Annotated in this window: 15 protein-coding genes and 1 pseudogene; 7 read left to right on the top strand and 9 right to left on the bottom strand. The window is 71.9% G+C overall.

Annotated features, from left to right (window positions below; translation table 11 throughout):
- From IH13_RS0126275 to IH13_RS0126260, 4 genes are all read right to left on the bottom strand, one after another.
- A partial coding sequence (locus IH13_RS0126275) for an electron transfer flavoprotein subunit alpha/FixB family protein (protein ID WP_031088443.1) occupies window positions 1-714 on the bottom strand: 714 nt, incomplete at its 3' end.
- Between the two features lie 114 nt (window positions 715-828).
- Window positions 829-1,614, bottom strand: a complete 786-nt coding sequence (locus IH13_RS0126270) for an electron transfer flavoprotein subunit beta/FixA family protein (RefSeq protein ID WP_031088442.1) — start codon at window positions 1,612-1,614, stop codon at window positions 829-831.
- A 200-nt stretch (window positions 1,615-1,814) separates the two neighbouring features.
- A complete protein-coding gene (locus IH13_RS0126265; RefSeq protein WP_031088441.1) occupies window positions 1,815-2,315 on the bottom strand; it encodes a flavin reductase family protein in 501 nt (166 codons plus the stop codon).
- Between the two features lie 201 nt (window positions 2,316-2,516).
- Complete coding sequence (locus tag IH13_RS0126260) at window positions 2,517-2,843, bottom strand: TlpA family protein disulfide reductase (RefSeq protein ID WP_031088439.1); 327 nt, start codon at window positions 2,841-2,843, stop codon at window positions 2,517-2,519.
- Between the two features lie 219 nt (window positions 2,844-3,062).
- On the opposite strand from IH13_RS0126260, the gene IH13_RS0126255 reads away from it, so the two are divergent.
- On the top strand, window positions 3,063-3,785 hold the full coding sequence (locus IH13_RS0126255) for a lysophospholipid acyltransferase family protein (RefSeq protein ID WP_031088437.1): 723 nt from the start codon (window positions 3,063-3,065) through the stop codon (window positions 3,783-3,785).
- A 72-nt stretch (window positions 3,786-3,857) separates the two neighbouring features.
- On the opposite strand, the gene IH13_RS0126250 is transcribed toward IH13_RS0126255, so the two are convergent.
- The 4 genes from IH13_RS0126250 to IH13_RS0126235 form a co-directional block, all read right to left on the bottom strand.
- Complete coding sequence (locus IH13_RS0126250) at window positions 3,858-4,454, bottom strand: transglutaminase-like domain-containing protein (protein ID WP_031088436.1); 597 nt, start codon at window positions 4,452-4,454, stop codon at window positions 3,858-3,860.
- Window positions 4,455-4,515: 61 nt separating this feature from the next.
- Window positions 4,516-5,589 (bottom strand): threonine aldolase family protein, encoded by a 1,074-nt coding sequence (locus tag IH13_RS0126245; RefSeq protein ID WP_031088435.1) that lies wholly within the window; start codon window positions 5,587-5,589, stop codon window positions 4,516-4,518.
- Window positions 5,586-6,356 (bottom strand): SDR family oxidoreductase, encoded by a 771-nt coding sequence (locus tag IH13_RS0126240; protein WP_031088433.1) that lies wholly within the window; start codon window positions 6,354-6,356, stop codon window positions 5,586-5,588. Before IH13_RS0126240 ends, IH13_RS0126245 begins: the two co-directional genes overlap by 4 nt.
- Window positions 6,357-6,382: 26 nt before the next feature.
- Window positions 6,383-7,780, bottom strand: coding sequence for a DUF6421 family protein (locus IH13_RS0126235; protein ID WP_031088431.1), 1,398 nt, complete (start codon window positions 7,778-7,780; stop codon window positions 6,383-6,385).
- 254 nt (window positions 7,781-8,034) lie between these two features.
- Here IH13_RS0126235 and IH13_RS0126230 point away from each other — a divergent pair, with 254 nt between their 5' ends.
- Complete coding sequence (locus IH13_RS0126230; protein ID WP_082317708.1) at window positions 8,035-8,718, top strand: glycerophosphodiester phosphodiesterase; 684 nt, start codon at window positions 8,035-8,037, stop codon at window positions 8,716-8,718.
- 41 nt (window positions 8,719-8,759) lie between these two features.
- Here the strand turns inward: IH13_RS0126230 and IH13_RS0126225 are convergent, their stop codons facing one another.
- Window positions 8,760-9,317 carry a GNAT family N-acetyltransferase gene (locus tag IH13_RS0126225; protein ID WP_031088429.1) on the bottom strand — a complete coding sequence of 186 codons (558 nt, stop codon included), beginning with the start codon at window positions 9,315-9,317 and terminating at the stop codon, window positions 8,760-8,762.
- A 187-nt stretch (window positions 9,318-9,504) separates the two neighbouring features.
- On the opposite strand from IH13_RS0126225, the pseudogene IH13_RS38415 reads away from it, so the two are divergent.
- The 5 genes and pseudogenes from IH13_RS38415 (at window position 9,505) to IH13_RS0126200 (ending at window position 13,036) form a co-directional block, all read left to right on the top strand.
- Window positions 9,505-10,084 (top strand): annotated as a pseudogene (locus IH13_RS38415) (DUF5134 domain-containing protein).
- A gap of 87 nt (window positions 10,085-10,171) precedes the next feature.
- Window positions 10,172-11,107 (top strand): M56 family metallopeptidase, encoded by a 936-nt coding sequence (locus tag IH13_RS0126215; RefSeq protein WP_031088427.1) that lies wholly within the window; start codon window positions 10,172-10,174, stop codon window positions 11,105-11,107.
- 37 nt (window positions 11,108-11,144) lie between these two features.
- Window positions 11,145-11,867: a phosphatase PAP2 family protein gene (locus IH13_RS0126210; protein WP_051835930.1), complete on the top strand. Its 723-nt coding sequence runs from the start codon at window positions 11,145-11,147 to the stop codon at window positions 11,865-11,867.
- A gap of 93 nt (window positions 11,868-11,960) precedes the next feature.
- On the top strand, window positions 11,961-12,680 hold the full coding sequence (locus IH13_RS0126205; RefSeq protein WP_031088425.1) for an HAD family hydrolase: 720 nt from the start codon (window positions 11,961-11,963) through the stop codon (window positions 12,678-12,680).
- Window positions 12,681-12,841: 161 nt separating this feature from the next.
- On the top strand, window positions 12,842-13,036 hold the full coding sequence (locus tag IH13_RS0126200) for a hypothetical protein (protein WP_031088424.1): 195 nt from the start codon (window positions 12,842-12,844) through the stop codon (window positions 13,034-13,036).
- Window positions 13,037-13,054: the final 18 nt, after the last annotated feature.

Genomic DNA, 13,054 nt, shown 5'->3' with positions numbered 1-13,054 from the left:
GTCCACGGCGGCGCGGGAGGCGCCCACGGCCGCGCCGAGGGAGTCGGCGAGGGCTTCGATGACCGCGAAGTTCTCCGCGCCGTTGACGCCGCGGCCGCCGGAGACGACGATCGCGGCCTCGGTGAGTTCCGGGCGTCCGGTGGACTCGCGCGGGGTGCGGGAGACGATCTTGGTACCGGTGGCGTTCTCGGAGAACGTCACGTCCAGTGCCTCGACCGCGCCCGCCGCGGGGGCGGGCTCCACCGCGGCCGAGTTCGGCTTGACGGTGATGACGGGGGTGCCCTTGGAGACGCGGGACTTGGTGGTGTAGGAGGCGGCGAACGCGGACTGCGTCGCGACCGGGCCCTGGTCACCGGCCTCCAGGTCGACGGCGTCGGTGATGACGCCGGAGCCGGTACGGAGCGCGAGGCGGGCCGCGATCTCCTTGGCCTCCGCGGAGGAGGGCAGCAGCACGGCGGCCGGGGACACCGCGTCGTGGGCGGCCTGGAGGGCGTCGACCTTCGGGACGACGAGGTAGTCGGCGAACTCCGGCGCGTCGGCGGTCAGGACCCTGACCGCACCGTGCTCGGCGAGCACGGCGGCCGTGTCGGCGGCACCGCTGCCCAGAGCGACGGCGACGGGCTCACCGATACGGCGGGCCAGCGTCAGCAGCTCCAGCGTGGGCTTGCGGACGGCACCGTCCACGTGGTCGACATAGACGAGTACTTCAGCCATGGGACTTCAATCTCCTGCGTGCGAGGTGAGCGGGGGCGGTAGAGGGGACAGCCGGGGCCCGGAAGAAGGTCCCGGCCCGCCAGGGGGCCGGACGAACCTTCCGTCCTGCGGGGGTCAGATGAACTTCTGGCCCGCGAGGTACTCGGCCAGCTGCTTGCCGCCCTCGCCCTCGTCCTTGACGATCGTGCCCGCCGTGCGGGCCGGACGCTCGGCGGCCGAGTCCACGGCCGTCCAGGAACCCTCCAGGCCGACCTCGTCCGCCTCGATCCCCAGATCGTCCAGATCCAGCGACTGCACCGGCTTCTTCTTCGCCGCCATGATCCCCTTGAACGACGGGTAACGCGCCTCCCCCGACTGGTCCGTCACCGAGACCACCGCCGGCAGGGACGCCTCCAGCTGCTCACTGGCACTGTCACCGTCGCGGCGGCCCCTGACCGTGCCGTCCTCGACCGACACCTCGGACAGCAGCGTGACCTGCGGGACACCCAGACGCTCCGCCAGCAGCGCCGGCAGGACACCCATGACACCGTCGGTCGAGGCCATGCCGCACACGACCAGGTCGTAACCGGTCTTCTCGACCGCCTTGGCCAGCACCAGCGACGTCCCGATCACATCCGTACCGTGCAGATCGTCGTCCTCGACGTGGACGGCCTTGTCGGCACCCATCGACAGCGCCTTGCGCAACGCGTCCTTGGCGTCCTCCGGACCCACCGTCAGCACGGTGATCTCCGCGTCGTCCGCCTCATCGGCGATCTGCAGCGCCTGCTCGACCGCGTACTCGTCCAGCTCCGACAGCAGACCGTCCACATCGTCCCGGTCCAGGGTCAGATCATCGGCGAAGTGCCGGTCGCCGGTGGCGTCGGGCACGTACTTCACACAGACAACGATCCTCAAGCTCACGCCGGCTCTCCTACTGCATCGTCATTTCTGGGCTGCCTTGTTGCACGCAGCATAGGCGCCTTTTGGGGCGGTTTCCGGTCGGGTCGACCGATGCGCCAAGCGAAATATTACTCGCCAGTACAACCACTGTTTTACCCATGAGCAAGCGCTTGGAACTGTGACCTTGCCAACGCGCCCGGTTCGTCCGCGCCTGCTCGCTTTCAGTCTCGCAGAGCCGTGAACCGGCCTTGGTGGTAGACCAGCGGCCTGCCGTCTTCCGGCGGTTCGCCGAGGACCACCTCGGCGATCACGACCCGGTGGTCCCCGGCCGGGACCCGGGCCACCACGCGGCAGATCAGCCAGGCCACCACACCCCCGAGGAGGGGCACGCCCTCCGGCCCGGCACGCCAGTCGGTGGACGGCCCGAACCGGTCGGCCCCGCTGCGGGCGAACGTGGCTGCCAGCTCCTCCTGGTCCTCGCCGAGCAGGTGCACGCCGACGTACTCGGTCTCCGCCAGCACCGGCCAGCTGGACGAGGAGGTACCCACGCCGAAGGAGACCAGCGGAGGATCGGCGGCGACGGAGCTGAGCGACGTGGCGGTGAAGCCCACCGGGCGCTCACCGGCCGCGGTGATCACCGCGACACCGGCGGCGTGCCGGCGGAAGACGGAGCGCAGCAGCTCGGGGGATGCCGTCCGGGGTGTACCGGTGGAGGCCGTCATGCGGGAGTCCTTCTTCGAGGGGGCGGCGTACGGTCGGGGGGGGTTCCTCAGGCGCCCGGACAGCGCGCGTCGGCGTGGCGCACGAGGTCCGCGTGGTTCCGGCCGTGAAGAGGGAGTGCTGGCGGCATGACGTCAGACTGGTGATGCGTGGTGGGTACCGTCAAGCCCCGTTCCACCAGGTGGGAGATGTGTCACGACCCGTCACATCGCCTGCCCCAGAGCGGCGACGACATCGGCCGTACGCGGCGTTCCCGTCGCCCGGCGCGCCACACGGCCCCGCGCGTCGAGCACCAGGACGGTCGGGGTACGGCTGATCCGGAGCCGGCGTACCAACGTGAGATGCGCCTCGGCGTCGATCTCGATGTGGGCCACCCCGTCGATCATTCCGGCCACCTGCGCCAGCACCCGCCGGGTGGCCCGGCAGGGCTGGCAGAACGCGGTCGAGAACTGCACGAGCGTCGCGCGTTCCCCCAACTCCGCGCCGAGTTGGGCCGCGTCCAGTGTCCCGGCAGCCGTTCGCCCGTCCATTCCGCTCCCCTTCCGAGCTCTCCGCACACAGGGTCAGCGCCACGCCGGCGCCTCGCATTCCCGGGGGATTCACGTGACGAGAATCTCCCGCCGAGGCCCCTGTGGGACTGGCCACCGCGTCGCGCATGGGGCACGATCGGCCCAATGCCGAAAACCTACGGCTGCGTAACTTCCACCGGGAGAACCCTCCCGAGGCATTGAAGAAGGGTCCTCATCCAGATGGCAGAACTCGTCTATCGGCCGGTCATCGGCGCCGCTCGCACGCTGTTCAAGGCGCTCGACCTGAAGATCGACACACAGGGTTCGGAGCACATCCCGAAGACCGGCGGTGCGGTGCTGGTGAGCAACCACATCAGTTATCTGGACTTCATCTTCACGGGACTCGGAGCGCTGCCTCAGAAGCGGCTGGTCCGCTTCATGGCGAAGGACTCGGTCTTCCGGCACAAGGTCTCAGGACCGCTGATGCGCGGCATGAAGCACATCCCCGTCGACCGCAGCAGGGGTGAGGACGCCTACGCGCACGCGCTCGCGTCGCTGCGCTCCGGCGAGGTCGTCGGGGTGTTCCCCGAGGCGACCATCTCCCAGTCCTTCACGCTGAAGAGCTTCAAGTCGGGTGCGGCACGACTGGCCCAGGAGGCCGGGGTCCCGCTGGTGCCCATGGCGCTCTGGGGCACCCAGCGGCTGTGGACCAAGGGCCGTCCGCGCAACTTCCGGCGCAGCCACATCCCGGTCACGATCCGCGTCGGCGAGGCCCTGGAGGCCCCCGCCGACCAGTACGCGGGCGCGATCACCCGCCGGCTGCGGGAGCGCGTGCAGGAACTCCTGGAAGCGGCGCAGCGGGCCTATCCGGTACGCCCCCGGGACGCCGGTGACACCTGGTGGGTGCCCGCCCACCTCGGCGGCACGGCCCCGACGCCCGCCGAGGTGCGCGAGCGCGGCTGACCGGCCACGGACCGGACCGGCCCCCCTCACCTGCCGACGGGGGCCGGGGCCCGGGGCGGCGGCCCGCCCCGCTCACAGGGCCGTGGGGTAGTTCCGCCACAGCGCCGGGCGGTCCGGGGCGGTCCGCAGCGCGCGGAGGATCGCCGGGTGCGCCACCGCGTGGACGCCCGGGTAGTCCACTTCGCCGTGCTCCGCACGCGGCACCCAGGCCAACCTCTCCTCGCCCAGGGAGAAGTGGGCGTCCACGCCCGGCTTGTTGCCCCGCGGGTCCTGCCGGGCCCAGCCGGTTCCGCCGGGCAGCCGTACCGCGACCAGGCCGTGGACGGCCGGATCCGCCCCGTCGTCGGTCAGCCGCTGGTAGCAGAGGCCGGCGGGGATGCCGCCTGCCCGCCACAGGGCGGCCAGCGCATGCGCCTTGGCGCAGCAGATGCCGGTGCGCGCCGCCAAGACGTCGGACGCGCGCCAGGTGACGCGCGGGTCCCCGGTGTCGGAGGAGTGCGGGATGCCGTCGCGTACGTGGGCGTAGGCGGCGGCCGCGTACGGGTACGCGTCGAGCGTCCCGGCGCCCAGGCGCCGCGCGGTCTCCCGTACGAGCGGGTGCTCGTGGTCCATGACCTCGTCGGCGACGAGATAGGCCGAGAGTTCGGGTTCCTGCTGGATCAGCTCCATGATCCTGATCGTAGATATGCGGCCGACCGAACATCGATTCGTTTTCGGTCGACCGCACAGGTCAACGATCACATTGGCCGGCCATCTCCTCCTTGAGCGCCTGCACGAACGCGTCGACGTCCTCCTCGCGGGTGTCGAACGCGCACATCCAGCGGACGTCCCCGGCCGTCTCGTCCCAGAAGTAGAACCGGAAACGCTTCTGCAGCCGTTCGGACACCTCGTGCGGCAGCCGGGCGAAGACGGCGTTGGCCTGCACGGGGTAGAGGATCTCGACCCCGTCCACCGCGCGGACGCCCTCGGCGAGCCGCTGCGCCATGGCGTTGGCGTGGCGGGCGTTGCGCAGCCAGAGGTCGCGGGCGAGCAGGGCCTCCAACTGGACCGAGACGAACCGCATCTTGGAGGCGAGCTGCATCGACAGCTTGCGCAGGTGCTTCATCGCGCGGACGGAGTCCGGCTCCAGGACGACGACGGCCTCGCCGAAGAGCGCTCCGTTCTTCGTGCCGCCGAGGGACAGGACGTCGACGCCGGCCACGGTGGTGAACGCCCGCATCGGGACGTCCAGCGACGCGGCGGCGTTGGCGATGCGCGCCCCGTCCAGATGGACCTTCATCCCACGCTCGTGGGCGTGCTCGCAGATCGCACGGACCTCGGCGGGGGTGTAGACCGTGCCCAGCTCGGTGTTCTGGGTGATCGAGACGACCTGCGGCATCGCCCGGTGCTCGTCGTCCCAGCCGTACGCCTGGCGGTCGATGAGCTCCGGCGTCAGCTTCCCGTCCGGGGTCTGGACGGTGAGCAGCTTCAGTCCGCCCACCCGCTCCGGCGCTCCGCCCTCGTCCACGTTGATGTGCGCGGACTCCGCGCAGATCACGGCACCCCAGCGGTCGGTCAGCGCCTGGAGCGCGACCACGTTGGCCCCGGTGCCGTTGAAGACGGGGAACGCCTCGGCGGTGGGACCGAAGTGGCTGTGCATGACCCGCTGGAGATGGCCGGTGTAGTCGTCCTCGCCGTAGGCGACCTGGTGGCCGCCGTTGGCCAGGGCGAGGGCCGCGAGGACCTCCGGGTGCGCTCCGGCGTAGTTGTCGCTGGCGAAACCGCGTACCTGCGGATCGTGGTGCCGTCGCGCGTCGGTCCTCACGGTTTCGGGGTCAGCCACAGGCGCTTTCCGTTCACTTCTCCGGCGGGGGTGTCCCAGACACCGGCGATGGCCTCGGCCAGCTCCTTGACGTCCGTGAATCCCGCGAACTTCGCATTCGGGCGCTCGGCGCGCATCGCGTCGTGCACCAGTGCCTTGACGACCAGGATCGCAGCCGCCGCCGTGGGGCCCGCGTCGCCCCCCGCCTTACGGAAGGCGTCACCGAGGGCGAGGGTCCACGCCTCGGCGGCGGCCTTGGACGCCGCGTAGGCGGCGTTCCCGGCGGTGGGGCGGCCGGCCCCGGCGGCGCTGATCAGCACGTAACGGCCTCGGTCGCTGCGCTGGAGCGCGTCCTGGAAGGCGAGGGAGGTGGACTGGACGGTGCGGATCAGGAGCTTCTCCAGGAAGTCCCAGTCGGCCAGGCTGGACTCCGTCAAGCCGGAGCCGCCGCGCCAGCCGCCGACGAGGTGCACCAGGCCGTCGATCCGGCCGAACTCCGCCTCGGTCCGGTCGGCCCACGCGCGGGCCGCGGCCGGGTCGAGCAGATCCACGGTCTCGCCGGTGACGGTCGCACCGCCGTGCGCGTAACGCGCCGCGTCCACCGCCTCCGCGAGCCGCTCGGGGTGTGCGTCGCAGGCGACCACGGTCGCACCCCGTTCGGCGAGCCTCAGCAGGGTGGCCCGGCCGGCCGCTCCGGCCGCTCCGGCGACCGCGACCACCGCACCTTCGAGCACGCCGCCCCCCTCGTACATGGCTGCTGTTGCGTTCATGGCCACCGCCTCCTTGGAACCTGCGCTCACGCAGCTGCCCGCCCGTTCTCCGCCGCGGTGATCCCCTTCGTGGAGGCGATCACGTGCTTCAGCTTCTTGGCGAGCGCCTCATAGAACATGCTCAGGGGAAACTCGTCCGGGAGCACCTCGTCGACGAGCTTACGCGGGGGGAGAGTGAGGTCCAGGGCGTCCGGGCCCTTGGCCCAGCGGGACCCGGGGTGCGGGGAGAGGTACCGCGCGACCAGGTCGTAGGCGGCGAACCAGTGCACCAGCTTGGGGCGGTCGATGCCGTCGCGGTAGAGCTTCTCGATCTCCGCGCAGAGCTGGTTGGTGATCTCGGGGGCGCGTGCCCAGTCGATCTTCAGCGTGTTGTCGGTCCAGCGGACCACGTCGTGCTGGTGGAGGTAGGCGAAGAGCAACTGCCCGCCGAGTCCGTCGTAGTTGCGGACCCGCTCGCCGGTGACCGGGAAGCGGAACATCCGGTCGAACAGCACGGCGTACTGGACGTCGCGGCCCTGGCTGAAGCCGTCGGCCTCCAGTTTCACGGCCTCCTTGAACGCCGTGAGGTCGCAGCGCAGCTCCTCCAGGCCGTACATCCAGAACGGCTGGCGCTGCTTGATCATGAAGGGGTCGAAGGGCAGGTCGCCGTGGCTGTGGGTGCGGTCGTGGACCATGTCCCAGAGCACGAAGGCCTGCTCGCAGCGCTCCTGGTCACCGACCAGCTCGCGGATGTCCTCGGGCAGGTCGAGGCCCAGCAGACCGACGGCGGCCTCGGTCACCCGCCGGAACCGGGCGGCCTCCCGGTCGCAGAAGATGCCGCCCCAGCTGAACCGCTCGGGCGCCTCGCGCACGGCGATGGTCTCGGGGAAGAGCACCGCGGAGTTGGTGTCGTAGCCGGACGTGAAGTCCTCGAAGGTGATGCCGCAGAACAGCGGGTTGTCGTACCGCGTCGCCTCCAGGTCGGCGAGCCACTCGGGCCAGACCATCCGCAGCACCACGGCTTCCAGGTTGCGGTCCGGGTTGCCGTTCTGCGTGTACATCGCGAAGACGACCAGGTGCTGGAGGCCGTCGACGCGGTTCCGCGCGGGCTGGAAGGCGAGCAGCGAGTCCAGGAAGTCCGGTGTACCGAAACCGTCCGCGGCCCAGCGGCGCAGGTCCGAGACGAGGGCGCGGTGGTAGGCGGCGTCGTGCGGGAGCAGCGGTGAGAGCTCCTCGACCGCGGCGATCACCCGCTCGACGGTGGCGGCGGCGGTCTCCGCGGACGGGGCGCCCTCCGCGGTGAAGTCCACGGACCCGTCCTTGGACTGCCAGCGGCGGAACTCCTCGACGGCGCTCTTGAGCATCGTCCAGGCAGGGTGGTCGACCACTCTCCGGGAAGAAACTTTCGTGTCAGTCGCGGGGGTGTGCTCAAGAATTTCCGTCATGACACTTCCTTCACGGGAGAACCTGGCATCACGGTCACCGTATCCATGGGTCACTCGATCGGACAAGTGGGGCTCCGAAAATTATCCGGCCACACCTCATCTTCACCGCGTTTTTTCCTGCCACACCTCTTCGGTACAACTTCTTCCACCGTAGGCATCGCAGATCCGTCGCGCTGTGCACGAGAACTGGTTGTCTGGGCAGGAGTAACGCCCGGCAGCCGCCGACAGGCGGAAGGAACGGAAGCAGGGGTGCCTTGACATTTCTCATCCTCGGCCATCGCGGGGTCATGGGCGTCGAACCGGAGAACACACTGCGGTCGTTCGCGCACGCCGAGCGGGCCGGCATGGACGCCGTGGAGCTGGACCTGCATCTGAGCAAGGACGGCGCGCTCGTGGTGATGCACGACGCGGACGTGGACCGCACGACCGACGGCAGCGGGCCGATCGCGGAGAAGACCCTCGCGGAACTCCGCACGCTCGACGCCGGCCAGGGCGAGCGCGTCCCGGTCTTCGAGGAGGTGCTCGACGCGGTCGGCTCCCCCGTGCAGGCGGAGATCAAGGACGTGGCGGCGGCACGCGCGCTGGCCGAGGTGATACTCCGGCGCGGCCTCGTCGAGCGGGTCGAGGTGTCCTCGTTCCACGACGAGGCGGTCGCCGAGACCGCGCGGCTGGTGCCCGGGGTGCGCACGGTGCTCATCGCGAGCCGCTGGGGCGGCGACGTCGTGGAGCGGGCGAAGGCGGCGGGAGCGGCCACGCTGGCGCTGAACATCCGCCGCCTCACCCTGGAGGTGGTCGAGCAGGCGCACGCGGAGGGCCTGAAGGTGATCGGCTGGGTGGTGAACACCCCGCAGCACCTGCGGCTGGCCCACGCGCTGGGCCTGGACGGCGCGACGACCGACCATCCGGGGACCGCTCGGACGGGCCGTCCCACCTCCTGATCCCTCCCCGGCCTCGGCGGCCGGTGCGCCTTCCTCGGAGGTCAGTGCGCCTGGAGCTCCTTGACCAGCAGTTCGAAGGCGAGATCGTCGCGCTGGGGGATGCCGAAGCGTTCGTCGCCGTACGGGAAGGGGCTCATCTCTCCCGTACGGCGGTAGCCGCGTCGCTCGTACCAGGCGATCAGCTCGTCGCGGACCGAGATCACCGTCATGTGCATCTCGCTCACGCCCCAGTCCTCGCGGACCGCCCGTTCGGCCTCGGCGATCACCGCCTTGCCGAGGCCGCCGCCCTGGCTGCCGGGGTCGACCGCGAACATCCCGAAGTAGGCTGCGGAGCCCCGGTGTTCGAGCTGGCAGCAGGCGACCACGGCACCGTCGCGCTCGGCCACCATCATCCGGCCCGAGGGGGCCGAGATCACCTCGCGTACGCCCTCCGCGTCCGTCCGCCGGCCCTTCAGCAGGTCCGCCTCCGTCGTCCAGCCGACGCGGCTGGAGTCGCCGCGGTACGCGGACTGGATGAGCAGCAGGAGGGCGGGCACATCGTCCTCGGAGGCGTCGCGGAAGGTGAGCCGTGGCTGCCCGATGGCCGGTGCGGTGTCCATGATGACGTTCTCCGGGTGTGTGGTGACCGAGGGTGCCGTCCGAGAGTATCCCGGTCCCGTCCGCCGCCCGCGGCCTCGTGCGCTCCCCCTGTACGCCCGTCTCTACGCCCGTGCGCCCCGGTAGACCCGGTCCTGGCGGGGCATGGACCGGGTGACACCGGCGTCGTTCGCCGAAGGGGGGTGCGCTGTGCACGGACCGGCGTTGTCCGGCTGGCTGCTGATGGTGCTGTGCTCGGTCACGGGCGGGTACTGCCTGCTGCGCGCGCGCAGCGGCTCGAAACGGGAGCGCGGGGCCGCCCGCGCGGAGGCGGTCATGGGATTCGGCATGGCCGCCATGGCCCTGCCCGCCGCGGTGCTCACACCGCCGGACTGGTCGTGGGCGGTGTACGCCGCGGTCTTCGGCGCCGCCGCGCTGCGGACGCTCGCCAGGGCCCGGAGGGACGCTCACCACGTCCACCACCTGGTCGGTTCGCTGGCCATGGTCTACATGGCGGTGGCGATGGCCCCCGGATTCGCCGGGGCCCCGGCCGGGGGCCACGCGGCCCACGGGGCGGGCGGCGCCGCCGGAGGCCTGCCCGTGCTGACCGGGGTGCTGCTGGTCTACTACGCGCTCTACGTGCTGCGCTCGGCGGGAGGGCTGATACCCGTGACCGCCGTACCGGGGCGCGGGGGGCGGGCGCCTCTCCTGGGGGGCGCGGCCCGAGCTGGCCCTGGCCTGCAGGCTGACCATGGGGATCGCGATGTTCGCCATGCTGCTCACCCTGTGAGACGGCGGCCCCGGCCGGCCGTGTCCTGCGTCACTTGGCGCGCGTGGGCATATCGGTGGGTGGCGGGGCCCTCATAGGCTGACGCCCATGTTGGTCTCCCTCGCGCTGCTGTTGCTCGGTGCACTGGCCGCCGTCGTGGCTCCCGGCCTCATGGCCCGGGCCCGGTGGCCGGAGCGCGAGCCGGTGGTGGCGTTGTGGGTCTGGCAGTGCGTGGTGGCGGGGGTGCTGCTCTCCTTCGGGCTCTCGATGACGTTCAGCGCGGCCACCGCCTGGCAGGCGGTCCGCGGGCACGTCTTCGCGCCCGCCCCGCACGCGGTGGTCGAGGCGTACGCCCTGGGCGAGTACGGGCCGTGGTCGGCCGTCATCGCGGTGCTGCTGGCCCTGGGCGGGCTGTGGACGGCCGCCATGCTCGTCCGCGAGGTGCGGCGGGCGCGGGCGCGCCGCAGGGCGCGGCGGGCGGAACTGCTGGTCCGTTCCCCGCTGATGCCGGGTGAGGAACCGGGTTCGGGTCGCCTGGTGGTGCTGGAGGGCGAGCGGCCGGGCGCCTGGTGGCTGCCCGGAGCGGCTCCCCAGCTGGTCATCACCACCGCGGCGCTGGAGCGGCTGAAAGGACGTCAGCTCGATGCCGTGCTGGCCCATGAGCAGGGGCACGCACAGGCCCGTCACGACTGGCTGCTGCACTGCTCGTCGGCGCTCGCGACGGGTTTCCCGCAGGTGCCGGTGTTCGCCGCGTTCCGCGACGAGATGCACCGACTCGTCGAACTGGCCGCGGACGATGTGGCGTCACGGCGTTTCGGCCGCCTCACCATCGCCCTGGCCCTGGTCGAACTCAACGAGGACCGCGGGGTGTTCGGCCCCGGGTCCGCTCCGGACGCCCAGCTCCCCCTCCGGGTGAACCGCCTGCTCGCTCCGGTGGAGCGGCTCACCGCGGGCCGTCGGCTGCGGCTGACGGCGGCTGCGGCCCTGGTGCCGGTCGTACCGCTGTTGGTGGCGTTCGTCCCGGCGCTCCGCGCCCTCGGGTGACGACCTGGGGTCCGTCCGTACGCGAGGATCACTCCTCATGCACTCCCCTTCCTCGTGCCCTCCACCCCTCACCGTCTCCCGCACCGCCCTGTGTACGGGTGCGGTGTGCGCGGCGCTGTCCGCCGTCCTGCTCTCCCTGGTCGCGGCGGGATGGGCGCCTCTGGCCTCGCTGGACCGGAGCGTCGCCGTGGCGCTGCACCGCTCCGCGGTCGCCGAGCCGGGTGTGGTCCGGGTCAACCGGGTCCTGACCGACTGGGTCTGGGATCCGTGGACGATGCGCACGCTGATCGCCGTGGCGGTGGCCGCCCTGTGGTGGCGCGGTGCCCGGCTGCCCGCGGTGTGGGCCGCGGTGACCACCGTGGTCGCCGCGCTCCTCCAGCAGGGGATGAAGGCCGCCGTGGGCCGGGAACGGCCGCGGTGGCCGGACCCGGTGGACACCGCGCAGTACGCGGCCTTCCCCTCGGGTCACGCGATGACGGCCACGGTGGTCTGCGGGCTGCTCCTGTGGCTGCTGCGGCCGGCCGGTGCGGGGTCCGCCCTGTGGGGGGCCTCGGTCGCGGCGGCGGTGGTGTCGGTGGCCGGTGTGTCCTTCACCCGTCTCTACCTGGGCGTGCACTGGCTGTCCGACGTGCTGGGCGGTCTTCTGCTGGGGGCCGCCGTCGTGGCGTTCTCGGTGGCGGCGTTCTCCCTCTTCACCCGCCGTCCCGGCCGGCCGGTGCCGGGCGCCCCGGGCCCGGTCGGGGCGGCTCCGCCCTCGTGAGCCCCTTGCAGGCCCCCGTGGCCGACCCCCGCAGCCCCTTGCAGCCCCTTGCAGCCCCTTGTGGATCGTGCCGGGAGCGGCGACGATCGGCCCATGCGGAACGATCTCCCCACGCCGACCGAGGGCGTGCTCTTCGACTTCTCCGGGACGCTCTTCCGAATCGAGCCCGTCGAGTCCTGGCTGCGCGCCGTGCTGGACGCGCGGGGCACGACGGTGTCCCCGGACGACTTCGCGGCGTACGTGGAGGGGCTGACCGAGGCGGGGGCGCTCCCCGGTGGCCCGCCGCCCCGGAGCATCCCGCCGGAGCTGGCCGGGGTGTGGGGCGTCCGCGACCGGAGCGCGGACCTGCACCGGCGGGCCTACACGGGTCTGGCCCGCCAGGTGGAGCTGCCGGACCAGGCCCTGTACGACGCGCTGTACGAGCGCCATATGAGCCCGGAGGCCTGGCAGCCCTACCCGGACGCGGCCCAGGTGCTGGCCGGCCTGCGCCGGAACGGTACGGCGGTCGGAGTGGTGAGCAACATCGGCTGGGACCTGCGGCCGGTCTTCCGCGCCCACGGACTGGACGCACTGGTCGACGCCTATGTCCTCTCCTTCGAGGAGGGCGCCCAGAAGCCCGACCCGCGTCTGTTCGCGCTGGCCTGCGAGCGGCTGGGGACCGACCCGACGAAGACGGTGATGGTCGGTGACGACCGCGGCGCCGACGGGGGCGCCGCCGCACTGGGCTGCGAGGTGCGGTTCGTGGACCATCTTCCGGTGGCCGAGCGGCCTGCCGGACTCAGTTCGCTCGGGCTGGTCCCCCACCCGGCGTGAATCCACGGGCAGCGGCGCGGCCCCACCCGGCGCGCCCCGGACGGGGCGGGCTCCACAGGGGTGTGAGCGGTAGGCGCCGTGAAGGGTTCCGGGAGGAGATGTGAGAGATCTCCCGTCCCCGGGCGGCCCGGGAGCGAGCGGACCGGCCGTAGCCTGGACGCATGTCCCCGTACCCGAACGCCTCCGTTCCCGTGCGCTCCGCCTCCGTGATCAATGAAGAGATCCGCGAGTTGTGGCGGCGTTCGGGCGGACTGCTGTCCCCGGAGGACGAGAAGGAGTACCAGCGGCTGCTGGTGGAGTGGGCCGCGGCGGCGGGTACGAGCGTGCGGCCGGCCGTAGGGGCCGAAGCCGTCTGAGAGCCGCCCGTCCGAGTC

This window comes from Streptomyces sp. NRRL WC-3549 (assembly GCF_000721935.1).
Lineage (GTDB): Bacteria > Actinomycetota > Actinomycetes > Streptomycetales > Streptomycetaceae > Streptomyces.
The sequence above is the reverse complement of the archived record's forward strand: the minus strand, read 5'-3'. Positions and strand labels throughout refer to the sequence as shown.

What these genes read in the sequence shown, in the direction of transcription:
- IH13_RS0126265 (WP_031088441.1), bottom strand. Translation starts at nt 2,315, where the DNA reads ATGACGGCCTCCACCGGTACACCCCGGACGGCATCCCCCGAGCTGCTG.
- IH13_RS0126260 (WP_031088439.1), bottom strand. Translation starts at nt 2,843, where the DNA reads ATGGACGGGCGAACGGCTGCCGGGACACTGGACGCGGCCCAACTCGGC.
- IH13_RS0126255 (WP_031088437.1), top strand. Translation starts at nt 3,063, where the DNA reads ATGGCAGAACTCGTCTATCGGCCGGTCATCGGCGCCGCTCGCACGCTG.
- IH13_RS0126250 (WP_031088436.1), bottom strand. Translation starts at nt 4,454, where the DNA reads ATGGAGCTGATCCAGCAGGAACCCGAACTCTCGGCCTATCTCGTCGCC.
- IH13_RS0126240 (WP_031088433.1), bottom strand. Translation starts at nt 6,356, where the DNA reads ATGAACGCAACAGCAGCCATGTACGAGGGGGGCGGCGTGCTCGAAGGT.
- IH13_RS0126235 (WP_031088431.1), bottom strand. Translation starts at nt 7,780, where the DNA reads ATGACGGAAATTCTTGAGCACACCCCCGCGACTGACACGAAAGTTTCT.
- IH13_RS0126225 (WP_031088429.1), bottom strand. Translation starts at nt 9,317, where the DNA reads ATGGACACCGCACCGGCCATCGGGCAGCCACGGCTCACCTTCCGCGAC.
- IH13_RS0126215 (WP_031088427.1), top strand. Translation starts at nt 10,172, where the DNA reads ATGTTGGTCTCCCTCGCGCTGCTGTTGCTCGGTGCACTGGCCGCCGTC.
- IH13_RS0126210 (WP_051835930.1), top strand. Translation starts at nt 11,145, where the DNA reads ATGCACTCCCCTTCCTCGTGCCCTCCACCCCTCACCGTCTCCCGCACC.
- IH13_RS0126205 (WP_031088425.1), top strand. Translation starts at nt 11,961, where the DNA reads ATGCGGAACGATCTCCCCACGCCGACCGAGGGCGTGCTCTTCGACTTC.
- IH13_RS0126200 (WP_031088424.1), top strand. Translation starts at nt 12,842, where the DNA reads ATGTCCCCGTACCCGAACGCCTCCGTTCCCGTGCGCTCCGCCTCCGTG.